This is a genomic window from Candidatus Thiodictyon syntrophicum, assembly GCF_002813775.1.
Taxonomy (GTDB): domain Bacteria; phylum Pseudomonadota; class Gammaproteobacteria; order Chromatiales; family Chromatiaceae; genus Thiodictyon; species Thiodictyon syntrophicum.
The window spans coordinates 5,771,007-5,796,808 of sequence record NZ_CP020370.1 but is presented as its reverse complement, the minus strand read 5'-3'; the positions used below and the strand labels follow the sequence as shown (position 1 = coordinate 5,796,808).

20 protein-coding genes, 1 tRNA gene and 1 other RNA gene are annotated in these 25,802 nt (G+C 66.9%); 19 read left to right on the top strand and 3 right to left on the bottom strand.

Translation table 11 applies throughout. From position 1 onward, the window contains the following. Positions 1-236: 236 nt before the first annotated feature. The 11 genes from THSYN_RS36535 to THSYN_RS36860 all read left to right on the top strand — a co-directional run bounded on the left by THSYN_RS36535 (position 237) and on the right by THSYN_RS36860 (position 18,094). Positions 237-5,012 (top strand): right-handed parallel beta-helix repeat-containing protein, encoded by a 4,776-nt coding sequence (locus THSYN_RS36535; protein WP_100921487.1) that lies wholly within the window; start codon positions 237-239, stop codon positions 5,010-5,012. Positions 5,013-5,257: 245 nt separating this feature from the next. Then, positions 5,258-5,500, top strand: a complete 243-nt coding sequence (locus THSYN_RS35500; RefSeq protein WP_216644623.1) for an AbrB/MazE/SpoVT family DNA-binding domain-containing protein — start codon at positions 5,258-5,260, stop codon at positions 5,498-5,500. Then, positions 5,497-5,916 carry a type II toxin-antitoxin system death-on-curing family toxin gene (locus THSYN_RS35495; protein ID WP_216644622.1) on the top strand — a complete coding sequence of 140 codons (420 nt, stop codon included), beginning with the start codon at positions 5,497-5,499 and terminating at the stop codon, positions 5,914-5,916. The genes THSYN_RS35500 and THSYN_RS35495 overlap by 4 nt, the downstream gene beginning before the upstream one ends. Positions 5,917-6,515: 599 nt before the next feature. Next, complete coding sequence (locus THSYN_RS24710; protein WP_100921485.1) at positions 6,516-9,704, top strand: DEAD/DEAH box helicase; 3,189 nt, start codon at positions 6,516-6,518, stop codon at positions 9,702-9,704. A 200-nt stretch (positions 9,705-9,904) separates the two neighbouring features. Then, positions 9,905-10,120 carry a hypothetical protein gene (locus tag THSYN_RS24705; protein WP_216644621.1) on the top strand — a complete coding sequence of 72 codons (216 nt, stop codon included), beginning with the start codon at positions 9,905-9,907 and terminating at the stop codon, positions 10,118-10,120. A gap of 959 nt (positions 10,121-11,079) precedes the next feature. Beyond that, positions 11,080-11,322 (top strand): hypothetical protein, encoded by a 243-nt coding sequence (locus THSYN_RS34310; RefSeq protein ID WP_157817913.1) that lies wholly within the window; start codon positions 11,080-11,082, stop codon positions 11,320-11,322. Then, entirely contained in the window at positions 11,315-12,205 is an 891-nt protein-coding gene (locus tag THSYN_RS24695; RefSeq protein WP_157817912.1) for a formate/nitrite transporter family protein, read from the top strand. The genes THSYN_RS34310 and THSYN_RS24695 overlap by 8 nt, the downstream gene beginning before the upstream one ends. Before the next feature lie 385 nt (positions 12,206-12,590). Then, on the top strand, positions 12,591-13,787 hold the full coding sequence (locus THSYN_RS24690) for a DNA cytosine methyltransferase (protein ID WP_216644620.1): 1,197 nt from the start codon (positions 12,591-12,593) through the stop codon (positions 13,785-13,787). Further along, positions 13,780-14,808 carry a hypothetical protein gene (locus THSYN_RS24685; protein WP_216644619.1) on the top strand — a complete coding sequence of 343 codons (1,029 nt, stop codon included), beginning with the start codon at positions 13,780-13,782 and terminating at the stop codon, positions 14,806-14,808. Before THSYN_RS24690 ends, THSYN_RS24685 begins: the two co-directional genes overlap by 8 nt. 20 nt (positions 14,809-14,828) lie before the next feature. Then, positions 14,829-16,043 carry an MFS transporter gene (locus tag THSYN_RS24680; RefSeq protein WP_100921482.1) on the top strand — a complete coding sequence of 405 codons (1,215 nt, stop codon included), beginning with the start codon at positions 14,829-14,831 and terminating at the stop codon, positions 16,041-16,043. Then, positions 16,043-18,094, top strand: a complete 2,052-nt coding sequence (locus THSYN_RS36860; RefSeq protein WP_100921481.1) for a ClcB-like voltage-gated chloride channel protein — start codon at positions 16,043-16,045, stop codon at positions 18,092-18,094. The genes THSYN_RS24680 and THSYN_RS36860 overlap by 1 nt, the downstream gene beginning before the upstream one ends. A gap of 17 nt (positions 18,095-18,111) precedes the next feature. On the opposite strand, the gene THSYN_RS24670 is transcribed toward THSYN_RS36860, so the two are convergent. The 3 genes from THSYN_RS24670 to smpB all read right to left on the bottom strand — a co-directional run bounded on the left by THSYN_RS24670 (position 18,112) and on the right by smpB (position 20,565). Continuing rightward, complete coding sequence (locus tag THSYN_RS24670; RefSeq protein WP_100921480.1) at positions 18,112-18,783, bottom strand: IPTL-CTERM sorting domain-containing protein; 672 nt, start codon at positions 18,781-18,783, stop codon at positions 18,112-18,114. A 578-nt stretch (positions 18,784-19,361) separates the two neighbouring features. Next, positions 19,362-19,721, bottom strand: a transfer-messenger RNA (tmRNA) gene (ssrA, locus tag THSYN_RS24665). A 367-nt stretch (positions 19,722-20,088) separates the two neighbouring features. Further along, the gene (gene smpB, locus THSYN_RS24660; RefSeq protein ID WP_100921479.1) at positions 20,089-20,565 is read right to left on the bottom strand and encodes an SsrA-binding protein SmpB; all 477 of its coding nucleotides are present in this window, start codon (positions 20,563-20,565) and stop codon (positions 20,089-20,091) included. 83 nt (positions 20,566-20,648) lie between these two features. Here smpB and tpiA point away from each other — a divergent pair, with 83 nt between their 5' ends. The 8 genes from tpiA (at position 20,649) to THSYN_RS24620 (ending at position 25,797) form a co-directional block, all read left to right on the top strand. Then, positions 20,649-21,413 carry a triose-phosphate isomerase gene (gene tpiA / locus THSYN_RS24655; protein WP_100921478.1) on the top strand — a complete coding sequence of 255 codons (765 nt, stop codon included), beginning with the start codon at positions 20,649-20,651 and terminating at the stop codon, positions 21,411-21,413. A gap of 45 nt (positions 21,414-21,458) precedes the next feature. Then, positions 21,459-22,136: a preprotein translocase subunit SecG gene (gene secG, locus THSYN_RS37435; RefSeq protein WP_100921477.1), complete on the top strand. Its 678-nt coding sequence runs from the start codon at positions 21,459-21,461 to the stop codon at positions 22,134-22,136. 21 nt (positions 22,137-22,157) lie between these two features. After that, positions 22,158-22,242, top strand: a tRNA-Leu gene (locus tag THSYN_RS24645). 184 nt (positions 22,243-22,426) lie between these two features. Continuing rightward, entirely contained in the window at positions 22,427-22,783 is a 357-nt protein-coding gene (locus THSYN_RS24640; RefSeq protein ID WP_100921476.1) for an NADH-quinone oxidoreductase subunit A, read from the top strand. Further along, positions 22,774-23,250, top strand: a complete 477-nt coding sequence (locus tag THSYN_RS24635) for a NuoB/complex I 20 kDa subunit family protein (RefSeq protein WP_100921475.1) — start codon at positions 22,774-22,776, stop codon at positions 23,248-23,250. Before THSYN_RS24640 ends, THSYN_RS24635 begins: the two co-directional genes overlap by 10 nt. 39 nt (positions 23,251-23,289) lie before the next feature. After that, the gene (locus THSYN_RS24630; protein WP_100921474.1) at positions 23,290-24,009 is read left to right on the top strand and encodes an NADH-quinone oxidoreductase subunit C; all 720 of its coding nucleotides are present in this window, start codon (positions 23,290-23,292) and stop codon (positions 24,007-24,009) included. A 1-nt stretch (position 24,010) separates the two neighbouring features. Further along, positions 24,011-25,270 carry an NADH-quinone oxidoreductase subunit D gene (locus THSYN_RS24625; RefSeq protein WP_100921473.1) on the top strand — a complete coding sequence of 420 codons (1,260 nt, stop codon included), beginning with the start codon at positions 24,011-24,013 and terminating at the stop codon, positions 25,268-25,270. Next, entirely contained in the window at positions 25,270-25,797 is a 528-nt protein-coding gene (locus tag THSYN_RS24620) for an NADH-quinone oxidoreductase subunit NuoE family protein (RefSeq protein ID WP_100921472.1), read from the top strand. Before THSYN_RS24625 ends, THSYN_RS24620 begins: the two co-directional genes overlap by 1 nt. Positions 25,798-25,802 lie beyond the last annotated feature (5 nt).

The window sequence follows — 25,802 nt, the reverse complement described above, 5'->3', positions numbered from 1 at the left end:
GTTTCCTCCCGGTTGCTCCGATACTAGCAGTTGCGTAACGACATTGTCGTCACGGATACCTGAGACCAGCGGAAGGATGTCCCGCAAAGGCGATTTCCGAAAACTCGACCTCCGGTCTGTGGTCTGGGTTCAAAGTCATCCGGAGTTCACCTTAACGCCCGCCGCCGCTCGCCCCCCGGGCCGCGCCCGGTTATCCTGACGCCCGTTCATCAGGGGCGGCGAACGGGGGACGGCAGATGGCTGATCAAGGGCCGGACGCAATCGACTGCACGGCGGCGCAGGGCTGGGACGGCATCGCCGCGGCCCTCGCCCGCGCCGCCGCGCGCGTCGGGGCCGCACCCGGCGCGGGCGCGCTGGTCCGCCTGGGGGCGGGGGACTACCGGGGCACCACGCCGCTCGCGGTCCCGGCCGGCGTGACCCTGGCCGGGGACCCGGGGGCGCGCCTGATCTGGGCCGGGGCGGGGTCGGCCCTGACTCTGACGGGGGTTGCCGGGGCCGGGGTGGAGGGGCTGGCGATCGAGGTCGAGGCGGGGCTGCATCCCGAACCGGCGCCCGAGCGGAGCGACGAGGCCCTGATCCTGCTCGTGGACTGCACCGGGGTGCGGGTGATCGGCTGCACCCTGAGCGGCGGCGGGGACCACTTCCACGGCGTCCTGGCCCGCCGCTCCCAGGGGGTGCGCGTCGCGGACTGCCGGGTGTCCGGGTGTCGCAACGGCATCCTCTTCGACTCGTCCCGGGGCCGCGTCGCGGGCAATGACTGCTGGGGGAATTGCCGTTCGGGCATCGGCCTTTGGCGCGACCGCGAGTCCCCGGACGAGCCGAGCGAGGCGGACCTGATGGCCAACCGCTGCCACGACAACCACCAGAGTGGCATCGGCTTTTTCTCCTCCCAGGGCCGTGCCGAGGGCAACGACTGCTGGGGGAATGGCTACTCCGGCATCCACATTGAGCGCGACCCGAAGTCCCTGGATGAGCCGAGCGAGGCGGACCTGACGGCCAACCGCTGCCACGACAACCAGACCTCCGGTATCAACTTTTCTTCCTCCCAGGGCCGCGCCGAGGGCAACGACTGCTGGGGGAATGGCCTCTTCGGCATCTGCCTTCAGCGCGGCCAGAACTCGACGGACGAGCCGAGCAAGGCGGACCTGACGGCTAACCGCTGCCACCACAATCAGCAAAACGGTATCGTTTTTCTCTCCTCCCACGGCCGCGCCGAGGGCAACGACTGCTGGGGGAATGGCCGCTCCGGCATCGTTCTTCAGCGCGACTCGGACTCCCCGAACGAGCCGAGCAAGGCGGACCTGACGGCCAACCGCTGCCACCACAACCAGGAGCACGGCATCAAGTTTGTCTCCTACCATGGCTGCGTTACGGGCAACGACTGCTGGTCCAACGGCGGCTCCGGCATCGCCCTTCGGCGCATGGACGACTCCTCGCCCCCAAGCGAAGCCGACCTGACCGACAACCACTGCGACCACAACCTGGAATCCGGCATCGCCTTCCTGGCCGCGAACGGTCGCTGCGACGGCAATCGCTGCTGGGGCAACCGGGGCGGCGACGGGATCGCCCGGCCGCGTTGGGACGCCTGGAACTTCTTCCGCCCGGTGGGAGACTCCGCGCTCACGGAGGTCCGCCATGACACCGAAGCGCCCGACCCGGCGGAGTCGGCGGCCCGGCGCCGCGGCAAGCGGCTGGACCTGGCCCTGGTGGAGACCCTGGCCGCCCTGGCGGAGGCGCCCGCCGGGCCGCACGGCGGCGGGGACCCGGAGGCCCTGGCCGACTTTCTGATGAGCGGCTGCGCCGACTGCTTCACCCGCTTCTGGTTCGGCCCCCGGCCCCCGGCACCGGCCGCCGCCGCGTCCGCGCCCGAAACCGATCCGGCCGATGCGGTGTCCACGGGCGAGGCGGGGGCGACTGAGGCCCAGGTCTATCGGCTCGACCGGGTGCCCGAGCGGCCGGACGACCACCGGATCGAGTTGCGGCGGCTCTCCGCCCTGCCGCCGGGGCCCGCCGACGGGGCGGCGGACCTGCCGCTGACCGTCCCGGTCAGTCTGCCGCTGTCGCTCTTTTTCGCCGCCTTGGTCCGTGCCTGGCTGGCGGGGGCGGCCCCCTGCTGGTCGCTGGCCCTGGTCTGCGCGGACGCCGCCGCGCTGGAGTCGGATCTGGCCAGGCTGCGTTGCTCGGCCCCGGCGCGCCTGCACACCCTGACCCAGAGATGGCGGCAGGAGCGGCCGGACCCGCCCACCAAGGGCCGCTGCCGTGCGCCGCGTCTGAGCCTGCTGGAACTGGACGGGACCGGCCGGACGGGTGAGGGGCTGCGTGCTCGCCTGGAGACGGCTATGCTCGCCCCCAGGCAGCCCTGGCCCCCGGCGGAGGAGGGCGGCGCGCTACGGCAGGGGCTGCGGTGGGTCGGCACCCTGGCGGGGGCGCTGGTCCGGCCGCTCACCGGTCTGGGCGGGCCGCGTGGGGCCGAGCAGTGGCGCGAGATCTGGTGGCTGCCGGCGGGCACGGCCCTGGGTCTCCTGCTGCTGGCCCTGGGGCTCGGCGCCCTGCTGGTCTGGACCCTGGCCGACCAGACCGGCGTCGATGCCTTGGGTATCCTGCGCGACGGCAAGGGACCAGCGGCGTCCTGGCCCGGGCTGGCTTTGAGCGGGATGCCGGGACGGTTGGACGCCCTGGCCGGGGCCCTGTGGGCGGGCTGGCGCGAACTCGACCCGTGGCTGCAGGGCGGAGGGCTTCTCATGCTCGTCCTCGCCATTTGGGCCTGGTTAGAGGCGCTCAACCGCTTCCTGCCGCACGAATTGCGGCTGCGCCTCCTGGGCTCTAAGGCCATTGCAGACTGGGCCTGGGATGAGCTGCAGAACTACTCCTTCGGCCTGCTTCGGCGGCTGGTGGGGAGCCCCGTGGGCCGCCGCCTGGGTGCCTTCCTTGACCGTCTGGAGCAGGCCGCCGGCCGGCGCTGGCTGCGGCACCGGCTCTTCGGCGGCCCCTGGGGGCGCCCGGATTTGGCGCTGCTGGTGCTGCGCGGTCAGGGCGCCCTGGATGCGGCGGACCTGGACTGGGTGCGGGCCCTGCCCGGCCTGCGGCGGCGCGGTCAGGGCCTCCTGGTGCTGACCCAGGTGGGCGACCTCTCCAGCCTGCCCGCCGCCTGGCTGTGCCAGGTCCTGGGCGAGGCCGCGGCGCCCGGTGCGGCCTCCCCCTGGGACCGCGCCCTGGTGGCGCAGGACACCGCCTCGGCGGCGATCTTCCCGCCCCCGGTCGTTGTTGCGCACCCGGATGCGCCGCGGGACTCCCCGGCGCCGGACGCCGGACAGCCGGGCGGGGACCAGAAAACACTGGACCAGTTGGTCGAGGTCCTGGGGTATGCCGGCAACAAGGACCCCGACGGTTTGGCCAACACCCTGGCGGACACCGGCTGGACGCCCCTGAACCTGCTCCCGGTTCTGGTGGTTGGCTCGACCCCGGCGGTGCAGTTGATCCTGACCCGCAAGGCGGTGGCCTTCTGGAACCAATATGGTACCGATTGGCTGCGGGAGGAACGTCCCTACCGCGCCCTCTTCGAGGGGCCCGGGCACCAGGGGCAGCGTGCCGACGACGCGGTGCGCCAGGTCTTTGAGCGCGATGGTCTGGGCACCGGCATCCTGATGGAGCGCACCCGCGAGCGGCGTCCTACCTGGGATCGGCTGATCGGTCAGTCCGGCCGGCGCGTCCAGTTGGCGGGGGCCCTGCGTACCTGCTTGGGTTCGGGGGCGGCGGCCTATCTGGCGCGCCTGACGGGCAGCGGGGAACTCTATAACCTGCTGCGCTGCGTCGAGTCCCTGACCGGCGAACCGCTCGGGGAGGCGCTGTGGCGGGGTCTGGACCCGGAGCGGTGCGGTTTCGCCCCCGCGGGTCCGGACGGACGCGGCGCCGGGCGGCCCGCGGCGCGCGGCCCGGAATTGCCGCTGCACCTGGAGGCGGCCCTCTATCTACTCGCGGAGCGCCTGGCCTGGAGCGCCGCCGCCGGGGCCGACGCCGGGGCCACGGGCACCGACCTGGCCGACAGCCTGGGCGCGACCCTGGATTTCGCCTGGCGGGCCCTGGGCGAGGCCCTGGACGCGCCGCCGCCGGCCGGGCTCTGGCCCGGTCCGCGCGGTGAGGGGGTGGATGAGGCCGGGTTGCGGGCCGACGGCGCCCGGCTCTATTGCGCCTACCTTGGCGGGCTGGCGCGGCTGGAGGAGGCGCACCCGGGCGAAACCGCCGGGCGGGCGCGCCTCACCGACCTGCTCGCCGACCTGGCGGCGGCCCTGGAGGGCGGGCCTGCCCCGGCGACGGCCGCGGCGCCGGGCGTGCGTGCGGGGTTCCTCGCCGAGTGCCGGATCATGGCGGCGCTCCTGAGGACCCTGGAGCGCGCCCCCGCCGCCGCCCTCCTGGAGCAGCGCCTGCGCCAGGACTGGTCACGGCTGCCCGCGTCCGTCAAGGACCTGCTGCGCACCCGCTGCCTGGACCCCGGCGGCCGGGTCCTGTCCGCCCTGGCCGCGGCACCCGATGCGGCGGCGGTGCTCGCCATCGCCGACCGCTATGCCCAGCGGCCCGACCTGGTGGCGGCGGCCCTCGCCGCCCTGGCGCTGCGGCACCGCCGCCGGGCGCCGGCGGCGGGCGCCGCGCCGACGCCGGTCCCGGACCTGGCGGTCATCGGGCGCCAACTCATCCGGCTGCACCGTCGCCTGGTCCCGGCCGCATCGGACTCCGCGCCCGTCCCGTCGGACCCGCTGCCGCCCCTCATCCCGCCGCCCGGACCCGAACCCGCGGACAACCCCCTGGCCGCCGACCTGATCGCGGACCCGGGGTTCATCGACCGCCTGGGGGCCGTGCTGGCGGTCGGCGAGGCGGCGCGGCGTTCGGTACGGGAGCGGGTGGACGCCATGGGCCGGATCGACCTGGAGGGCCTGGCCCTGGGGCCGCACCTGCCGGCGACCCGTATCATGGACGAGATCCGGTTGCGGGCGGGAGCGGGTGCGACGGGTGGCTGACGGCCGCGGAGGTCTGGAGATGGGCACCCTGGGCCTTGATCGTCACTCCGGCCACGCGCCCTTGCGGCAACCCGTCGCGGCCTGGGGGCCGCTCCTACGCCGCGTAGGAGCGGCCCCCAGGCCGCGAAGGATGTGCTCAAGGCCGGTACACTGCGCTGTGCCGCTCAATCGAGGATCCGGCCCCTTCCTCGTCGCAAAGCCAGGTTACAATCCTCAGGATACCCATTGCGGAGGGCCAAATCCTCGTGATCACGACACTACGCCGTCAGGGCCGGGGGCAGGTCCTGCCCATCGACCAGGCGACCATGGACGCCATGGGCATCGACCAGGACACGCCGCTGCAAGTCACCGTCACGGGCAACACCCTGGTGGTCACGCCGGTCCCGATGGGTGTGCCCAAGGCGCAACTGAAGAGGTCCCTGGCGAAGATGCGCGAGCGCTACGGCCAGACCCTGCGCAATCTGGCCGCGGGTCCCGGGGACGAGTGAGCGGGCCGCTCTTTCTCTCGCTGCGCAACGTCCTCGACCTGCACGCGGACACCATCGCCACGGAAGGCGGCTTCCCCGGGACCCGCGACCCCGGCTTGCTGGAATCCGCGGTCATGATGCCGCAACAGCAGTTCGGCGGGGACTACCTTCACGGCGATCCTGAAACCATGGCGGCGGCCTATCTGTATCACCTCGCCGCCAACCACCCCTTTCTGGACGGCAACAAACGTGTCGCCGCGATGGCCGCCTTCGTGTTCCTGGATGTCAACGGGATCCACTTGACCGCATCCCCGGAGTCATTCGAGGCATTGGTGATGGCGGTCGCGAGCGGTGCGGCATCCAAGGATGCCGTCATCGCGTGGCTGACGCGGCAGACGCGCCCGCGGGCTCGGACCTCTTCAGACCCAGGACAGTAGTACCCGCACAACAAACCGGAGGTCGAGGCTTCAGCCGGATGCGGCGCCGCTGCCCGCTAAAGCGTCGGCCTCCGGTCGAATCGCCCCGGCGGCCTTGGTCATAATCCCGGCCACCCGGCACCGGCGAGCGCATGCGCGCAGCCCGGGTCGAACGCTGGGAGCGCCGCACCCCAGTGCGGTTCGGCCTCGCGAACGACCGCGACGCTGCGTGCTGTGGGTAGGCCGCGCCGCACTGGGGTGCGGCGCTCCCAGTGGCCGGAGTGCTGATCGCGGCCGCCCCGGCCATCGTAGGTCGAGCCTTCGTGGTTCGGAGTTCTTCGGAAATCGCCTTATGTCACGCCCTTTCAGGGCTAAGCGCTACGATGACCCATACCCAGGGCGTTGCCCTGGGCTGGTATGTCCGACCCCGTTGGGGTCGATACGCAAGATTAGCTGAAACCGGGTAGTAGGGGTTCGGGATCGGCCGCTACCAGCCATGCAGCCCGGGGGGCGATACGCAAGATAAGCTGAAACCGGGTAGTAGGGACCTACGCGCAGTGCCCAGGGCGGCCCCCGCTGCTGGTAAGATCCCGCCTCCCCAACCCGCCCACACCACGCCCATGAGCCCACCCGAAGCCCCTGCCGCGGACCCCCAATCCAACCGGCCCGCGGACCCGGACCCCTTTCTGTTCGACCAGGAGGGGCTGGAGGCCCTGGCCCCGGCCGAGCTGGTCCGTGCCGGGCTGCGCCACTTCAAGGACACCCGGGTGGTCGCAGTCGACCGCGATGGGGTCTGCCTCTGGGCGACGGTGGAGGACGAGGGGACCGAGGAGCAGGTGGCCCTGGAACTGACCTTCGATGCGACGGGCCGGCTGGCGACCCACTGCGCCTGTCCGGCCGAACCGGGTCCGCCCTGTGTCCATGCGCTGGCGGCACTGTTCGCCTGGGCCGATCGCAGCACCGGGGCGCGGGAACTGGTGGGCGCGGCGGAGGGCGCCATCAATGAGCGGATCAAGCGCGGGCGCACCGAGGTCGCGGTGGAGCCGGTCTCCGGCGATCTGGCCTTCGGTGCCTGGCGCGCCCGCTCCATCACCTCGTCTACCCATGTGCCGGTCGGTTATCGGGTGCACGTGCGCTCGCTTACGCAGCGGGCCAATTACTGCACCTGCCCGGATTTTGCGAGCAATCAGCTCGGCACCTGCAAGCACATCGAGGCGGTGCTGCACCGTATCGGCAAGCGCCGGGACTTCGCGCGGCTCAAGGAGCAGGCGCCGACTACGCCCTTCATCTGGCTCGACTGGGAGTCGGACCCGGGTCCGACGATCCGGCTGCATCGGGCCCTGGCCCTCGACGCGGACCTCGCGCACCTGCTGGACGTCCACTTCGACGCGGCCGGTGCCTTCTGTCGGCGCCTGCCGGAGGACTTCCTGCGCCTGGCCGATCAACTCGCCGGCCGCCCGGACATCGACCTGGGGGCCGACGCCTTGGACTATGCCCGGCGCCTGGCGGAGCAGGCGGCCCAGGGCGAGCGGGCGCGCACGCTGGGCGAGTCGATCCGCGCCGGGGGCGGGCGGCTGCCGGGGGTGACGGCCCGGCTCTATCCCTATCAGGTGGACGGCGTGGCCTTCCTGGTCGCCCGGGGTCGCGCCCTGCTGGCCGATGACATGGGGCTCGGCAAGACCCTCCAGGCGATTGCCGCCGCGGCCTGGCTGCGCCAGCGGGCCGAGGTCGAACGGGTCCTGGTGATCTGCCCGGCCTCGCTCAAGGCGCAGTGGGCGCGCGAGATCCAGCGCTTCACCGGCCAGGAGACGCGGGTGGTGGGCGGGCCGGCGGCCGGGCGGGCGGTGCAGTACCGCGAGGGCCGCGGCTTCTTCATCCTCAACTATGAACTGGTCCTGCGCGATGTCTCGGTCATCAACGAGACGCTGCGCCCGGATCTGGTGATCCTGGACGAGGCGCAGCGGATCAAGAACTGGCGCACCAAGCTCGCCGCCGCGGTCAAGCGGATCCCCTCGCGCTATGCCTTCGTGCTCACCGGCACCCCGCTGGAGAACCGCCTGGAGGACCTCTACAGCCTGATGCAGGTGGTGGACCACCGGGTGCTGGGGCCGCTGTGGCGCTATCTGGTCGATTTTCATATCACGGACGAGCGCGGCAAGGTCCTGGGCTACCGCAACCTCTCGGAACTGCGCCGTCGGCTCGCCCCGGTGATGCTGCGGCGCGACCGCCAACTGGTGCGCGACCAGCTCCCGGAGCGCATCGAGAGCCGGCTCGACATCCCGATGGACGCGGTGCAAATGGAACTGCACGATGCGGCCCTGCGTAGCGCCCGTCTCATCGCCCAGATCGCCCAGCGCCGCCCGCTCACCCCCTCCGAGCAGAAGCGTCTACTCGCCGCCCTGCAACAGGCGCGCATGGCCTGCGACGCGGCCGGTCTGGTGGACAAGGAGACCCAGGGCTCGCCCAAACTCGACGAACTCGTGAATCTGCTCGATGACCTCTGTCTCCAGTCCGGGCAGAAGGCCGTGATCTTCTCCCAATGGGAGCAGATGACCCGCATGGTCGAGGCGCGGGTGCGGGCCATGGGGCTCAACTGCGTGCGCCTGCACGGGGGCGTACCCACGGACAAGCGCGGCGCGCTCATCGACCGCTTCCGCGACGACCCCGCGACCCAGGTCTTCATCTCCACCGACGCCGGGGGCGTGGGGCTCAACCTCCAGGCGGCCTCGGTCCTGATCAACCTGGACATCCCCTGGAACCCGGCGGTGCTGGACCAGCGGATCGGGCGCATCCACCGCCTGGGTCAGACCCAGCGGGTGCAGATCCTGCTCCTGGTTGCCGCAGACTCCTATGAGTGCCGGGTGCTGGAACTGGTCGGCGGCAAGCGCAACCTGTTCGACAATGTGGTGGACCCGGATGCCACCGAGGACGTGGCGGGGGTGTCGCGCAAGCTGTTGGAGGTCCTGGCGCAGGACCTGGCGGAGAATCCCGGCCAGGTCGCGGGCAAGGCCGAGGCGGAGACCGAGGCGGTCGGCGCGGGGGCCGGCGCGGACGGGGCCGCGACCCTCGATGCAGCGACCGAGGGCTTGGCCGAGACCGCCGCGGCGGCGGAGCCGACCCCCGAGGCCGAGCCCGCCCCAGCGCCGCGCGCCGTCGCGCAACCCCTGGCGGAGCCGCCGCTCGACGAGGCCGAGCAGGAGGTCCGCGACGCCATCCTCGCCGTCCAGTCCGCGTTCGGGGCGCGCATCGAGCGCATTCTGGGCACCGGCGGCGGTCTGCTGGTCGTGCTCGATCAGGTTGATGACCTGGCCGACCGCGCCGCCGCCGCCATCCCCGGCCCGGTCCCGGTCGCACTCATCGACCGCCGCACCCTGGGCGGCCTGAACCGCCTGGGCGCCGCCTCCCCGGTGGCCGCGGCGCGCACCCTGTTCGATGCGGACCTGGCCGCCGCGGACGGCACCCCGGTGCACGCCGAACCCCGGCTGCTGCGCCAGGCGCGGGAAAAACTCCACGGCGCCGAGGTCCTCATCGGCCAGGCCTGCCCCGCCGCCGCCATGGACCTGCTGGTCGCCGCGCTGCTGGCCGCCGCCGCGCTGCGCGTCGGCCAGGAGAGCGCGCCGCCCCCCGCCCAGGCCGGCGTCTGGGTCTTCGCCGAGGCCCTGCCGCGGGGCGCCCTGACCGAGGAGGAGGCGGGGCTCTTGATGCGGGCGCTGGCCCTCGGCCAAGGGGCCGATGGGGTGCCCGATGGGCTCTTACGCACCCTGGCGGCGGAGACGGCGGCGTTCGTCGAGGCTAGTGGGTCCGCCTGATTTCACTGCCGTCGTCGCGGCCCCGGTCGCGACGAGTCGCCCCGTAGGGTCCGCTGTGCGGACCATCCACCTCGCGGCAAACGGGGTGGCCGGGACCATGATGAAGGCCGACCCTTAAGCCCCATGACCTTGCCCGCCGCCCGCCCCCGGGCTATCCTCCCGCCTGATTTCGCCGCGAGGCGGTTGACCTTTCAATCTCAATGGCCATGCTGCTGACCGACTTTTCCATCGGGTGCGAGTTCTGGACGGCCACCGGCCGTTGGCGCTGCACCGATATTGGTACCCGCACCCTCTGCGCGATCAAGCTGGATGGGGACCCGCGTAACTGGGTCGGTCCACCCTACAGCGCGGCGGAGTCCGTGTTTGACGAGTGCGACATGGGTGGGCTCTATACAAGCGACCCCGAGCGCGACTGACGGCGGACAAGGCTGGAAAGAAAATGGCACAGATATCCGATCAGAGCATAGTCCCTTTTGGGAAATACGAAGTGCAGCCCATGGAAGTACTGCTTGCCGATGCCAAATACACCCGGTGGCTCCTTGCACAACCCGGGTTCCAAGTGAGGAATTGATGGTTTGCCGATATCCGGTTCTATCTTATATAGCGTAGCGACCCCAACGGGGTCGCATATACCAGCCCAGGGCAACGCCCTGGGATTGCGTCGTGTAATAGTCTAGCCCTGAAAGGGCGTGACATAACGGCGGCACTCCTTATGTCACGCCCTTTCAGGGCTGGACTCGGTTATACCTCGTACCCAGGGCGTTGCCCTGGGCTGGTATGTTGCGCCCCTTCGGGGCTTTGTGTGTTCTTCGTTTACACGAGAGACAAGTGGGCCATCGTCGTCTCGGCCCGGGACATGGCCGACAAAGAGGTAAGCAGATATGGCGAATAAATCGTCTGTTTCCGCCGCCGGCTACCAGGCTATCGGTGAATTCTGGGATACCCACGACGCCACTTTCCTGTCGATAGGCAGCTTTGGCTCAAGATTCGTGCCTTGGCAGACCAGCGAGGGGTCAGCGAAGCAGCGCTGTTGAATCTGCTCCTGAAGGAACGCATTGAACAGTTGGAAGCGATCCAAGAGAAATAGCGGCCTGCGCGGTTGCTTTTTGGCGTTGCCGGCCCGGGACCAGCGTTTCCTGCTGCCCGCCGGGAGCCGTCAGTTCCCGCTCGACCGTCCAGGGTCCTCAGGTGGCGGATTTGTGGGCATCGCCCTGGGCGTCCTGGGCGGTCGCTTGTGAGGCAGCGCCGCACTTGAGATCCGGCGCCGCGGCCTTGATCCTGGAAAAAGCAGATCTCACGCCAAGGCGCCAAGCTCGCCAAGGACGATGATCGAGGCCGGCGCCGCGTGTCTTCGGCCTTGTCTGTCGTCTTGCGAGTGGCTGACATCGAATCCGGACGCTGTCCGTTGGTGGTCGCGTTGTTCTTCCGTTATCTGTCGCTCTGTGTATTTTCTCCGCCCGGCGCGGCCGAACGGTCGGCATCGGTTGCCGGCGGGGTGGTTCATTGGGTCAATCGCAACCAAAGGGTGTCGGTCATGTCTATCAGCCATGCTAACTATCTGTTCTTACTTGATCTTTCGCCAGCGGCTCCAGTGGAGCGGGATGGGCATCATGTCTGACTCATTGCCGCCTGACCGCTTCGCCGGTGCCGTCGCGCTCGTGCCGGCCGGCTTCGATGACCGCTTATCGCGGGAGGTCGAGGAGTTGAGCGAAGACACCGGGGTCAAGAAGGCGAACAATCCGCCGCTCACGACCTTCGTGCTCGGGATCATGGCCGGTGCCTTCATTGCGCTCGGGGCCTATTTTGCCATCATCGTCTCCACCGGGTCCGCGGGTGTCTGGTGGGGCGGCATCCAGTTCATGAAGGGGCTCGCCTTCTCCATGGGGCTGGTGCTGGTCATTGCCGGGGGGGCGGAGCTTTTTACCGGGAACATCCTCATCGTCATGGCCTATGCCAGCCGCAAGGTGACGCTGCGGCGGATGCTGCGCAACTGGGGGCTCGTCTTTGCCGGCAACTTCGTCGGGGCCCTAGGCACGGCCGTGCTGCTGATCCTGACCGGTGTCTATACGGCCGCCGACGGCGAGCTGGGGGCCGCCGCGCTCAAGATTGCCGCCGCCAAGGCGGCCCTGGCCCCGGGAGAGGCCTTCTTTCGCGGCATCATGTGCAATGTGCTCGTCTGTATCGCCATTTGGGTGGCACTCACCACCCGCACCATCGGCGGCAAGATCGCCGCCTTGACGCTGCCGATTGCGATGTTCGTCGCGGCCGGCTTCGAGCACTGCGTCGCCAACATGTTTTTCCTGCCCTATGCGCTCCTGCTGGCCTGGTGGGACCCGGCCTTCGTCGCGAGCGTCGCCGACCATGTGCCACACCTGGACGCCCTGACCTGGTGGAATTTCCTCGTCGGCACCCTGCCCTTCGTCTCACTCGGCAATATCGTCGGCGGGGGGGTCTTTGTGGGGATGGCGTATTGGGTGATCTACAAATATCTCCCAAGATGAGCGCGCGGCCTAGCCCGTCACTGCTGGGTTTTGCTAGCCGCCGGGGGGTGACTTCCTGCGTCGGCACCTCGGGTCCCTAGGTGCCGGACTCATAGGGGTAGACCGGTGGTTCGCTGGCCTTGATCGTCGTTTCAATCGGTTGCGCGGGGTCCGCATGGCGGACCGCGCGGCTGCGGGGCCACCTTGGGGCCGCTGTGCGGACCAACGACCTCGCGGTGAGCGGGCTGGTCGCGATGATCATCGAGGCTAGCCCCTCAAACCGCCATCCAATCTCGCCTGCGAACTTGCCTGCCGGTCGCACCGGGGCTATTCTCCCGCCTGACTTCGCCGCGCGACGGTTGAGTTTTCAGTCCATACCTTCCGTCCACATTATTTGCTCCATTTCATGTCTCCAAAGCCATCCGCACCTCTGACTACCGTTGAATTATTCTCTGGCATTGGCGGTTTCCGTATTGCCGCAGATAGCCTGGCGATTTCCACTGTCTGGGCGAACGATATCAGTCCCTTGGCGTGCGCGGTCTATCGCGATCGTTTCGGCGCGGACGTTCTGCAGGAGGGGGATATCAAGGATTTGATTTCAGACGTGCCGGTGCATGACATTCTCACCGCCGGTTTTCCCTGCCAGCCGTTCAGTGCTGCCGGCAAGAAGGAAGGCATCAGAGATCCACGCGGTACCCTGTTTCAATCTATCGTCGATGTAATCCAGGAAAAGCAGCCACAGCATTTTGTTCTTGAGAATGTCAAACGCCTTCTCTCCATGGAGCACGGTGCCCACTTCGCAACTGTCCTGTCGGCCCTTTCTGCGCTGGATTATTTCATCGAGTGGCGCATACTCAACGCCAAGGATTTTGGCTTGGCGCAAAATCGTGAGCGCGTTTTTGTCGTCGGAACCAAAGTAGACTCAAGAACCACAAAATTCGGCGATGTGAGAGAGTTGCTCCGTCTCGCCGGCAACATCGATTTGGCGTCCGGCCCGAGAGGTATAGGCGGACTGCTGGCCCAGCCATCCAATTGGAAGCCCTTGAATCGATACGCCATAAAGTTCCCGTTCTGGGGTGTTGCGCTCAACGGCAAGTGTCTGGCCTGCGGCTTGGACCTTTTCTCCGCCGCTATGCCTTTGACTTATCTACAAGACGTCCTCGAAACAACAACGCCTGCAGAGTATGACTACACGATCCAGACGCTTGCGCGTATCCAGAACAGCGAAATCGTGGATCGATTCGTCAACGGTGTAGAAATTATCAGTAACCAAGCCGGCGGGGCTAGGATGGGTTACACGATATTTGGTATCGGCGGGCTCGCGCCAACGCTTACCGCATCCACCAGTCGGCACTATGAACGCTACAAGATCGATGGGCGCTATCGGCGCCTTACGCCGGTTGAATACGCGCGTCTACAGGGCTTCGCTGACGACCACTGTTCGGCGGCGACCAATTACGACCAATACATGCTCTACGGCAATGCGGTGCCGCCACCGCTTGCGACATGGGTACTGAGCCAGCTCACTGAAGATCGCGCCGAAGTTTTCACGGTGGCGGTCAATAACCTGGAATACACTCAACTGGAGCTGTTCAGTGCCTAATACGAAAGTCGGGCTTCGGGAGATTGTGAGGGACAATCTCGACGCGATCATGGTGACGCTGAATGCAGCGCTTCGAGGTGAAGATCTGGACCGGCTGGAGCATGTAATCAAGCGTATCGGACGAGGTGGGCAACTGCCGCATTGGTATACGGAACTCAAGAGTAAAGGCACGATTGTCAATCTCGATGGGAAGACCATCGGAAGCATTCTCGAGATGCTTCTGGTCGGCGTTCTCGAGACCAGTGTCCTGAAAGACACTGGGTTGCGGCTCAGAGTCAACCCTGCTCGTGGCATCGATCTTCCCGATTTGGACTTAGGCGTCAAGTCGCCTTCCGCCAATTACTGTACAAGCGAGCCTTTCTTTTCGGCGTATGAGCGACTCTATGGTAACGAGCACGATTGTCTGATAATTTTGACGGATTATCAAACGGCAAAGAAGGCGAAAGATACTTTTCGATTGCAGGCGGAATCCTGGCAATATCTGCGCGGCAGCGAGATTGCCGACATGGAATTGTGCCGGATTGCCAGGAAAAATCGACCGTTACTCCTCGCGGACGATCCCTCTACCATGATGCGCGTGTTTCGATTTCTCGCCTACGTCAACCAAAGCGACTGGCGATGCCGAAGGTTGCTCGCTCTCGTTGATCAACTGTACGCTCCAATCGAGGAGTTTGACAAGAACTTGGATCTCATTGAGAAGGACTACGAGAAGCAGAATCAGAGTCGGCTGAAGAAGAATGGTGAACTGATTCCGGAGTGTGACCTCGTCGCGATGAAAAAGGTCTTTGACGCAACCCCGCGTAGTCTTGGCGTCATCAATCAACTGGATAATTGGGTTACCGAATTCCTCAAGGACGCTGCCCGTGCCCCTAATGATAACGAGAGGGAGCGGCTGATCCAGAGTCCTCTTGACGGCAAGATCGGCATGAGCTTTGCTCTCCAATGGCGTTATAATTTCGGCAAACTCTTTGGCAAGACAAATGGGGTGACTGCTGATCCCGAGACCGATACGTGCGGTTAGATTCAAATGAGTGAATGCGAATGTGGCACTCGTTGAGACGGCCTGAGGTCCTGGCCACCACCCTGGCCGCCGCCGGGATCCTGATGGTCACCATGGGCGCCCGCCAGTCCTTGGGGCTCTTCATCGGCCCGATCGATGCGACGACCGGGCTTGGGCTCGCCACCATCAGCTTCGCGCTCGCGATCGGCCAGTTTACCTGGGGGGCGATCCAGCCCATCGCCGGGGCTGTGGCCGACCGCTTCGGTCCGGGTCCCGTGCTGGTCGGCGGTATTGCGGTCATGGCCCTGGGCAGCGCCATGACGCCGTTCATGGGGTCCGGTTTCGGGCTGGTCGTCTCGCTCGGTCTGGTTTCGGCCATCGGGTCCGGGGCCGGCAGCTTTTCGGTGCTGATGGGCGCCGCGGCGGCGCGCCTGCCCGCGTCGGCACGCGGTGCGGCCTCGGGGGTCATCAACGCCGGCGGCTCCTTTGGCCAATTCGTCTTTGCGCCCATCCTGCAACAGTTGATTCAGCGCATCGGCTGGATGGGCGCCATGTGGTCGCTGGCGGTGATGACGCTCGCCGCACTGCCGCTGGTCGGGCGCTTGACCCGGGCGGCCACGACGCCGGTCGTCCACACGCATGTGGATCAGGGGCTGCGCCGGGCCCTTACCACGGCCATGACGGACCCCAGCTATCTGTTGCTCAATGCCGGTTTCTTCACCTGCGGCTTTCATATCGCCTTTCTGGTGACGCATCTGCCCGGGGAGGTGAATCTGTGTGGCCTGCCGGCCGCGGTCGCCGGTTGGTCGCTCGCCATCATTGGGCTGGCCAATATCTTCGGCAGTCTCTATGCCGGCTATGCCGTCTCGCGCTATCGCAGCAAGTATGTCCTGGCGGCCATGTACGGGTCGCGCGTCCTCTTGATTGCCTGGTATCTGGTGATGCCGCGGAACCAGTGGACCTTCTATGCCTTTGCCGCGGGCCTGGGTTTCACCTGGCTCGCGACGGTGCCGCCGACCGCCGCCATCGTCGGTAAGCTGTTCGGCATTCGCTATCTGGCGACCCTGTTCGGGGTGACCTTGCTGAGCCATCAGATCGGCGGCTTTTTCGGCGCCTACCTGGGCGGGCTGACCATGACCCGGTTCGGCGACTATGGCTGGATGTGGTATGCGGACATGACGCTCGCCGCACTCGCCGCCATTCTCAATCTGCCGATCCGGGAGGCACCGATGGTTGCGGCGCGGACCCTCTCCTGATGCGTGCACGGGCGCGCTGGATCGCGGTTGCGTCCCTGCTGCCGTGCTGTGCGGCGGCGGGCGCGGCGGAATACGGGCCGGTGCGGCCGGGGGAGACCCTGTGGCAGGTCGCGGGGCGGGTCGATGCGGGCGGGGACCTGGACCGGAACCAGATCATGCTGGCCCTGCTGCGGGCCAACCCGCAGGCCTTCACACCGTCCTGCAACGTCAATGCGGCCCTGCGGGTCGGGACCCGGTTGCGGGTGCCGACCGCGGAGGAGATCGCGGCGGTCGACCCGGCGGCCGCCCGGCAGGCCATCGCGGACCAGGCCCGGGACTGGGCCGGGCATCGCCGCGGCGGTCGGCCGCTGGATTGCGCCGTGCTCGCCGCGGGGCCGTCCGGGACCGTCGCGGCCCAGTCGACGCCGCCGGCCGCTGATGCGCCGCCTCCGCCGACGCCATCCAAGGCATTGCCGTCCGGGCCGGCGCCTGCACCGGCCGCACTTTGCCCCTGCCCAACCGGCGCGGCGACGGGCGTCGCGGCTGGGCCGGTCGGTTTCCAAGGCCCGCCGGTGGCCGCGGGGGAGGCGACGCCCCAGGTGCCGCCGGGTCCGCGCGCACCCGGGTGGTTCCTGGCCGTGCTGGCGCTGGGCCTGCTCGCGTTCGCCTTCCGGCGTCCGGGCGGGGGCCGCGGGGCCGCGGACGCCGCGTCGCGGGAGGGGACCGGCGGCCCGCCCGGGCCCGCCGTGTTGCACCTGGTGCCCGGGTTGCGCAATCTGTATCTGCTGCTGGTGCTGGCGGCGCTGGCCGGGGTGCTGGGCGCGGCGGTGACGGTCCTGTTTCGTGAGGCGATCACGGGCATCGAGGCGCTGCTCGGGGGCCAGGGCAGCAGCCTGGTGGTCCTGGCGCTGACCCTATCGCCCTGGGAGCGGCTGCTGTTGCCGACGTTCGGCGGTCTGGCCGCCGGCTTGATACTCCAGGAGATTGGGGGGCGGCTGCGCGGCCGTACCACCACCGACTACATGGAGGCGGTCGCGGCCGGAGACGGCTGGATCAGTATCCGGCAGAGCCTGGTGAAGGGCGCATCGTCCCTCTGCACCGTGGCCTCGGGCGGTTCGATCGGCCGGGAGGGGGCCATGGTGCAGTTGGCGGCGATGGTCGCCTCGACCCTCGGGCGCCTCGCGTGCCTGCCGCGCGACCACCTGCGGCTGCTGGTGGCCGCGGGGGCGGCGGCGGGTCTGGCCGCGGCCTACAATGCGCCGCTCGCCGCGACCATCTTCGTCGCCGAGATCGTGCTGGGGTCCATCGCGCTGGAGCACATAGGCCCGCTGATCGTCGCCGCGGTGATCGCGAGCGTCACGGTCCACGATCTGCTGGGCTATGCCCCGGCCTATCAGATCCCGGCGTTTCACCTGGTGAGCAGTTGGGAACTGGGCCTCTATCTGCTCCTGGGTCTGATCGCCGGGCACACGGCGCCGGTGTTCCTGCGGTTGCTCGAGCGCTCCACGGACCTGTTCACCCGGTTGCCGCTCCCGCTGGCCGGGCGCCTGACGCTGGGCGGGCTCATCGTCGGCCTCGTCTCGGTCTATGAGCCCCAGGTCTGGGGCAAGGGGTATACCGTGGTGGACTCGGTGCTGCTGGCGCCCTGGGCCTGGCAGGCCTTGGCGACGGTGCTGTTGCTGAAGGTGTTCACGACCGCGGTGACCCTGGGCTCCGGCGGCATCGGCGGGGCTTTCACACCGACCCTCTTCGTCGGTGCCCTGCAAGGCGCCCTGTTCGGCACCCTGGTCCAGACGGTCCTGCCGGTCGGCACCGCGCCGCCGAGTGCCTATGCGGTGGTCGGCATGGGGGCGATGCTCGCCGCCACCACCCAGGCGCCATTGATGTCGATCCTGATGATCATCGAGATGACCATGGACTATCAGATCGTGCTGCCGCTGATGCTCTCCGTCGTTATCGCCCATTATACGGCGCTGCGTTATACCGGGGTCAGGCCCATGTATGCCGAGTCGCTGCTGCCGCAGCCGGTCGCGGTGCTGACCTCCGTGTCGGCCGGCGCGCCACCTCAATAATTAACCCAGCGATGCGGCTACTGGCGAGTGCGTCTACGACCATACCAGCCCACCGCGCCGAGCAACAGCAGCGCCAGTGTAATCCGCGCCCACTCGGAGAGCGTGGGAATGGCTTGGTAGGCGATCGGGGCGGACGAACTTGCCTGAAAGATGAGTTTCTCGTAAGCGGTGCTTACATTCAGATCTGTATTCGCTCCGCAGCGATAGCCGTAATCCATATTTGCGGCAGAGGTGTGCCAACAGAGGCGAGCATTATTGTTACCAGAGGTGGCTGCGTCACACGGAGTCCTGCTCAACGTATCGCCCAGTGCAGCGAAGCCCCAAGAATAGCTGTTGCTGAAATACCAGCCGGTGCCGTTCGCATCGTGCGGTGTATTACTGGTTCCAGTGTCGAACAGCACATCCGCCCTGGGGGCCTGCGCCAGCAATTGTATGGTGGGGCTGCCGGTTTCGCGGCAAGCCAGCATCAGCTGGGTGCCGCTGCATTGAGACTCAATGCTCGCGAGTGGTGGGCTATTCTGGACGGCATAGGTCTGGCTGAAACATTGTGTCCAGCCCCCGTCGGTCACGGTCGCCAGAGGGACATTGGTTTGCGGACCGACCGGGTTATAGGTCGCGGACGTCGCCGTAAAGGCCATAAGCAGCGCCGCAGGTCCGAACAATGCGGATGCGAGGAAGGACTTTCTCATTGGCTTGCTCACTATTCAAAGGGTATCAGGAATGCGGTACGGTCGGTCGCCGATAATGCGGAGATCTATCGACACATCTGCTGACATAACTGAAGTTTCCGGGTTTTCCTACCTGTCTGGGGGCCAGGTGCTTGGGGTTTCGGGAGTTCGCGCGGAGTTGGGCAGACCCTTGAGAATCCACCCACAGATTCCCCCCGCCAATCTGGAACCCGCGGAAAAAAGAGGAAACTTCAGACGATCTTAGTCAAGCGCAAGAAAATATCAAGCAACAAGGAAAAAAACGGCTTTTTTGGGGCGTCCGTCATCTGGTTCGGGGCCGCTCGGGGCCAAACCTACTGTTGCGGAAGCGGGATAACATACTGATGTTTCGGAGAATTGACGAAGCGGCGCTGCGACGGTGCCGCACGCGAGGGTTCGCTTTTGCGGTTGGTGTCCCGTACGGTAGGTGGCGATTGTGGTGAGGAAGGAGCCCGCGTAGCGAATCCCGCGCTGTTCCCGGCGTCCGGTCGGCGTCGCTCGGCCCCGGGGTTGTCGCGGGCAAAAAAAAGGGCCTTGGATGTGACTCCAAGGCCCACTGATGGTGGAGGCGGCGGGAATCGAACCCGCGTCCGCAAGCCCTCTGCCGTTGGTACTACATGCTTAGCCCGTTCAATTTTTTTTAGCCTTCCCGCGCCCGAAGGGCAGGGCGCACGGTCGGCGATTCCAAATTTGGGGTTTTAGCGGATCAGGTCTGGACCCCCGTCACCGCGATCCTATGTGTTGTTACCCCCGGAACCCGATGCCCACAGGCAAACATCGGTCGGAGGCCCGCTGGGGTTAAGCAGCGAGGGCGTAGTTGTCGTCGTTGGCAACTAGAATTTGCAGACGGTTTAACGAGGTACCTGCACCTCGGCATGCACCTAAGGTTTCGCGACCCACGTCGAAACCAAGTCGCCCCCAAGTGTCTTGAACAATATAGGGCGTGCGGGGCTCCGGGGCAAGGGCCAAGATCCGACCCCTGGGCCCGAGCGCTGCCAGTGCCGAGGGTTCCGCGCCGGAGGTCGAGGCTTTAGCCGGACCCGGGCCGCGCAGCTGCGATGTCGACCGGCTGAAGCCTCGACCTCCTGTCTGCTTGCGGCCGGAACGACGATCTTCCGGGCCGGACGGGGCATTCGCCCCGTCCGAAACATTTTCTCCCGACCCCGCAGGCCCGCATCACAGATCGGCGACGGAATAAAGGTTCAGGACGGGGCGAATGCCCCGTCCCGCCCGCTATTATGCGGGCTTTGCCCATCCTCCGGGGCCTGGCGCCTTGGCGTGAGCCCCTCACCCCGCCTTGAACAACCGCCCCTTCTCCCGCTGCCAATCCTTGTCCTTCTCCGCCGCCCGCTTGTCGTGGAGCTTCTTGCCCTTGGCGAGCCCGATCTCCAGCTTCGCCCGGCCGTGTACCCAGTACATGGCGGTCGGCACCAGGGTGTAGCCGGCGCGCTCGGTCTCGCCGATCAGGCGGTTGATCTCGTGGCGTTTGAGCAGCAGCTTGCGGGTGCGGGTGGGGTCGGGGCTCACATGGGTCGAGGCCGTGGGCAGCGGCGTCATGTGGGAGCCGATCAGGAAGGCCTCGGCGTGGAGGATCTTGACATAGGCCTCTTTGATCTGGATGTGCCCCGCACGCAGGCTCTTGACCTCCCAGCCCTCCAGGACCAGGCCGGCCTCGATCCGTTGCTCGATGTGGTAGTCATGCCCCGCCTTCCGGTTGAGTGCGATGGTGGAGCCGCCGTCGGTCTTTTTCTTAGCCTTGCTCATGGGCGGCAGTTTACGGCAAATTTTCGGTTGATTTCTAGGCCCGACCCAGATAAATTGCCGGGCTCTATTTTTAGGAGATGCACATGCGCAAGCCCCTGATTGCCGGTAACTGGAAGATGAACGGGACCAAGGCCAGCGTGGAGACGCTCCTGGCCGGCGTGGTCGCCGGTGCGGGCGCGATCGAGCGCAGCGAAGTCGCGGTCTGCCCGCCCTATCCCTTCCTGCAGATGGCCGCGTCGGCGTTGGCCGGCAGCAGTGTCCGCCTGGGTGCGCAGAACTGCGCCACCGCGGCGAGCGGCGCCTTCACGGGCGAGGTCGCGGCCCCCATGCTGGCGGATTTCGGCTGCCACTATGTGATCATCGGTCACTCCGAGCGCCGTGCCATGTACGGCGAGGACGAGGCGATCCTCGCGAAGAAGTTGGCGGCCGCGTTCGCCGCTGGCCTGACCCCGATCCTGTGCGTGGGCGAGACCCTGGAGGAGCGCGAGCGCGGTGACATGGAAAAGGTGATTGCCGCCCAGATCGACGGCATCATCGCGCTGTGCGGGATCGGCGCCTTCGGCAGCCTGGAACTGGCCTACGAGCCGGTGTGGGCGATCGGCACCGGCAAGACCGCGACCCCGGCCCAGGCCCAGGAGGTCCACGCCTTCATCCGCGCGCGGCTTGCCGGGCACGATGCGGCGGTGGCGCAAAAGGTCCGCATCCTCTACGGCGGCAGCATGAAGGGCAGCAATGCCCTGGAACTGCTGTCCCAGCCGGACATCGACGGCGGTCTGATCGGCGGGGCGGCGCTCAACGCGGACGAGTTCCTGTCGATCGCCAAGGCCGGTGATGCGGCGACGCAGTAATGTGTCACCCTGCGGCCTCCCGGACGAGAGCGGACTAGCGATTCCATGCATACCATCCTGACCGTCACCCAGGTCTTTCTCTCGATCGGCCTGATCGGCCTGGTGCTGATCCAGCACGGGCGCGGGGCCGACGCGGGTGCCGCCTTCGGCAGCGGCGCCTCGGCGACCGTCTTCGGTGCGCGTGGTTCGGGCTCGTTCCTGTCCCGCGCGACCGGAATTATTGCGGCCCTGTTCTTTCTCACCAGCATGGCGATGGCGTATTATGCCGCCAAGGGTGAGAAGCCCGCGGGCCTGATGGACGGGGTGACCGGTTTGCCGGTGAAGGTCGAGACCCCTGCTGCGGCCGGGGTCACGGTTGTGCCTCAGATTGCCGTGCCGGCGGCGGGACAGTCCCCCGCGGTGCCGTCCCCGGTGCCCATGGTGCCAGGGGTGGCGGTCAAGGCCGCGGGCTCTGACGTACCGATCGTGCCGGGTGCGACGATGGATTCGACGCCGGTCAAGGAGACGATTCCCGGGGATGGGGCGCCGAAAACCGTTCCGGTCGTTCCCGGGCCAGTGACGGACGAGGCCCCTGTGAAAGTCGAGGCCCCTGCGAAAATTGAGACCAAGGACGAGCCCAAGGAAAAAGTCCAGACGTTGGATCAGCAGGCGCCGCAGGGGTCCGCCCCCGCTGTCGCCGAGCCGGCGGCTGCGCCGACCCCGTCACCGACCGCGGACAAGTGAAGTTCTGATTTATGTTTTTATGCCGACGTGGTGAAATTGGTAGACACGCTATCTTGAGGGGGTAGTGGCGCAAGCCGTGCCAGTTCGAGTCTGGCCGTCGGCACCATCAGTAAACGGCAGGTCGCGCGAGCGACCTGCCGTTTTTTCTTTTTTCGTCGCTAATCAACTGAAAGTCACTGAAAAATAGTCAATCTGGACTATTGATCCGGTTGACTTCCCGCGCGACGCTGCTTTAGACTCTGCTTATAGAACTGCGACATTCCGTCAACGATCGCGGTCCGGGGGATACAGTGCTCGGCAACTACCTGCCCATATTGATCTTCATCATCGTCGGCCTGCTGGTCGGCGGCGGCGCCTTGGCGGCCGGATGGTTGCTCGGCCCCCGGCGGCCCGACGCGGAGAAGGACTCGCCCTACGAGTGCGGTTTCCCCGCCTTTGAAAGCGCGCACCTGAAATTCGACGTGCGTTATTACCTGGTCGCCATCCTCTTCATCCTGTTCGACCTGGAAATCGCCTTCCTCTTTCCTTGGGCGGTGGTCCTCCCGGACCTGGGCGCCTACGGGTTCTGGGTCATGTTCGTGTTCCTCGCGATCATGGTCGTCGGCTTCATCTACGAGTGGAAGAAGGGGGCACTGGAATGGGAATAGAGGGTCTGCTGGAACAGGGCTTCGTCACCACCACGGCGGACAAGCTCATCAACTGGGCGCGCACCGGGTCCATGTGGCCCATGACCTTCGGGTTGGCCTGTTGCGCGGTCGAGATGATGCACGCCGGTGCCGCCCGCTATGATCTCGACCGCTTCGGCATCATCTTTCGCCCCAGCCCCCGCCAGTCCGACGTGATGATCGTGGCCGGCACCCTGGTCAATAAGATGGCCCCGGCCCTGCGTAAGGTCTACGACCAGATGGCCGAACCCCGCTGGGTGATCTCCATGGGCTCCTGCGCCAACGGCGGCGGCTACTACCACTATTCCTATGCAGTGGTGCGCGGCTGTGACCGCATCGTCCCGGTGGATATCTATGTGCCCGGCTGCCCGCCGACGCCGGAGGCCCTGTTGTACGGCATACTGCAATTGCAGAACAAGATCCGCCGCACCAATACCATCGCCCGCTGAGCCTCGCGGCCCTTGCGCAGCTTCAATGACCCAGGACCCATGGCAACAGAATCCTTAACGCGCGATATCAGACTGGCCGGGCTCGAACAGGCCCTGTCCCGGCATCTGAGTGGACAGGGCTGCGAAACCTTGAGCGCGCCCGGCGAGGTCACGCTGGTGGTGCCCGCGGCGCACTTGCTCCCGGTCTGCCGGGTCCTGCGCGACCACGCGGACCTGCGCTTCGAGCAACTGATCGATGTCTGCGGGTTGGACTATGCCGCCTACGGCAAGGGCGAGTGGGAGACCGAGTCGGCGTCCACCTTCGGCTTCGGCCGCGGGGTGGACCGCGACCTGGACCTGGCGATCACCGCCCCGCGCCGCTTTGCCGTGGTCTATCACCTGCTCTCCCTGGCCCACAATCGGCGCCTGCGCCTGCGGGTCTACGCGGACGGGGAGGGTGAACCCATGGTGGATTCGGTGGTGCCGATATGGGCCGCGGCCAATTGGTTCGAGCGGGAGGCCTTCGACCTCTTCGGCATCCTCTTTCGCGGGCACCCCGACCTGCGTCGTATCCTCACGGACTACGGCTTCGTCGGTCACCCCTTCCGCAAGGACTTCCCCGTTTCGGGCCAGGTGGAGATGCGCTATGACCCGGCACAGGGTCGCGTGGTTTATGAGCCGGTGTCGATCGCGCCGCGCATCCTGGTGCCCAAGGTGATCCGCGAGGACAGCCGTTATCTGGGCCCGGACCACGCCGGCGCTGTCGGCAAGGGGGCCTGACATGCCTGAAATCCGCAATTACACCCTGAACTTCGGCCCCCAGCACCCCGCCGCCCATGGGGTGCTGCGTCTGGTGTTGGAACTGGACGGCGAGGTGATCGAGCGCGCTGACCCCCACGTCGGCCTGTTGCACCGGGGCACCGAGAAGCTGGCCGAGACCAAGCCCTATAACCAGAGCATCGGTTACATGGACCGCCTGGACTATGTGTCGATGATGTGCAACGAACACGGCTATGTGCGGGCGATCGAGAAGCTCCTGGGGGTGCAGGTACCGCAGCGCGCCCAGTACATCCGCACCCTGTATGACGAGATCACCCGCGTCCTGAACCACCTGATGTGGCTCGGCGCGCACGGCCTGGACATCGGTGCCATGTCCGTCTTCATCTACTGTTTTCGCGAGCGCGAGGACTTGCTCGACTGCTACGAGGCGGTTTCGGGTGCGCGCATGCACGCCACCTATTACCGCCCGGGCGGCGTCTACCGGGACCTGCCGGAGGCGATGCCCCAGTACCAGGCGGCCGGGACCCAATGGCACAGCGCCCGTGAGATGGCGGCCCGCAATGCCGCCCGCCAGGGGTCTCTGCTGGATTTCATCGAGGACTTCACCGCGCGCTTCCCAGCCTGCGTGGACGAGTACGAGACCCTGCTGACCGACAACCGCATCTGGAAGCAACGCACCGTGAGTATCGGTGTCGTCTCCCCCGAGCGGGCGCTGCAACTCGGTTTTACCGGTCCCATGCTGCGCGGCTCCGGAATTGAGTGGGACCTGCGCAAGAAGCAGCCCTATGCCGCCTATGCCGACATGGACTTCGACATCCCGGTCGGTGTGAATGGGGACTGCTACGACCGCTATCTGGTGCGGGTCGAGGAGATGCGTCAGTCCAATCGGATCATGAAACAATGCGTGGACTGGCTGCGCAAGCACCCGGGCCCGGTTGCGGTGGACGACCACAAGGTCATGCCGCCCGCCCGTGCCGCCATGAAGGAGGACATGGAGGCCCTGATCCACCACTTCAAGCTGTTCACCGAGGGCTATTGCACCCCGCCGGGCGAGGTCTATGCGGCGGTCGAGGCGCCCAAGGGCGAGTTCGGTTGTTACATCGTCTCCGATGGCGCCAACAAGCCCTATCGACTCAAGGTCCGCGCCCCCGGGTTCCCGCACCTGGCGGCGCTCGATGAGATGGCCAGGGGCCACATGCTGGCGGACGTGGTGGCCATCATCGGGACCCTGGATATCGTGTTTGGGGAGATCGACCGCTGATGAGCTTTCGCAATGACCCCCTGGCCGTGGTCCACGATCGGGACAAGTCGACCCTCCTGACGCCCGTGCTGCGTGCCGCGATCGAGGCCCATGCCGCCAAGTATCCGGCGCAATGGCGGCAGTCTGCGGTGATGCCGGCCCTGACCCTGGTCCAGGACAGCAACGGCGGCTGGTTGTCCCGCGAACTGATGGACGAGGTGGCGGCCTATCTGGATATGCCGGCGGTCGCGGTCTACGAGGTCGCGAGCTTCTACGGGATGTACGATCTGGAGCCGACCGCGGCGCACAAGGTCTGCATCTGCAACAGCATTTCCTGTCTGTTGAACGGCTCCGAGGACCTGATCCACCATGTGGAGCACCGCTATCAGGTCAAACCCGGCGAGACCACTGCCGACGGGCGCTTCACCTTCAAGGAGGTGGAGTGCCTGGGCGCCTGCCGCGACGCCCCGGCGGTGCTGATCGACCAGACCTACCATGAAAAGCTGTCCGCCGAGACCCTGGACCGGCTGATCGAGGGGTTGCAGTGAGCGCC

What these genes read in the sequence shown, in the direction of transcription:
- THSYN_RS24670 (WP_100921480.1), bottom strand. Translation starts at nt 18,783, where the DNA reads ATGAGAAAGTCCTTCCTCGCATCCGCATTGTTCGGACCTGCGGCGCTG.
- THSYN_RS24620 (WP_100921472.1), top strand. Translation starts at nt 25,270, where the DNA reads ATGAGCTTTCGCAATGACCCCCTGGCCGTGGTCCACGATCGGGACAAG.
- secG (WP_100921477.1), top strand. Translation starts at nt 21,459, where the DNA reads ATGCATACCATCCTGACCGTCACCCAGGTCTTTCTCTCGATCGGCCTG.
- THSYN_RS24680 (WP_100921482.1), top strand. Translation starts at nt 14,829, where the DNA reads ATGTGGCACTCGTTGAGACGGCCTGAGGTCCTGGCCACCACCCTGGCC.
- THSYN_RS24705 (WP_216644621.1), top strand. Translation starts at nt 9,905, where the DNA reads ATGGCCATGCTGCTGACCGACTTTTCCATCGGGTGCGAGTTCTGGACG.
- smpB (WP_100921479.1), bottom strand. Translation starts at nt 20,565, where the DNA reads ATGAGCAAGGCTAAGAAAAAGACCGACGGCGGCTCCACCATCGCACTC.
- THSYN_RS24690 (WP_216644620.1), top strand. Translation starts at nt 12,591, where the DNA reads ATGTCTCCAAAGCCATCCGCACCTCTGACTACCGTTGAATTATTCTCT.
- THSYN_RS24710 (WP_100921485.1), top strand. Translation starts at nt 6,516, where the DNA reads ATGAGCCCACCCGAAGCCCCTGCCGCGGACCCCCAATCCAACCGGCCC.
- THSYN_RS24625 (WP_100921473.1), top strand. Translation starts at nt 24,011, where the DNA reads ATGCCTGAAATCCGCAATTACACCCTGAACTTCGGCCCCCAGCACCCC.
- THSYN_RS36535 (WP_100921487.1), top strand. Translation starts at nt 237, where the DNA reads ATGGCTGATCAAGGGCCGGACGCAATCGACTGCACGGCGGCGCAGGGC.
- THSYN_RS24630 (WP_100921474.1), top strand. Translation starts at nt 23,290, where the DNA reads ATGGCAACAGAATCCTTAACGCGCGATATCAGACTGGCCGGGCTCGAA.
- THSYN_RS24695 (WP_157817912.1), top strand. Translation starts at nt 11,315, where the DNA reads ATGTCTGACTCATTGCCGCCTGACCGCTTCGCCGGTGCCGTCGCGCTC.
- THSYN_RS24635 (WP_100921475.1), top strand. Translation starts at nt 22,774, where the DNA reads ATGGGAATAGAGGGTCTGCTGGAACAGGGCTTCGTCACCACCACGGCG.
- tpiA (WP_100921478.1), top strand. Translation starts at nt 20,649, where the DNA reads ATGCGCAAGCCCCTGATTGCCGGTAACTGGAAGATGAACGGGACCAAG.
- THSYN_RS36860 (WP_100921481.1), top strand. Translation starts at nt 16,043, where the DNA reads ATGCGTGCACGGGCGCGCTGGATCGCGGTTGCGTCCCTGCTGCCGTGC.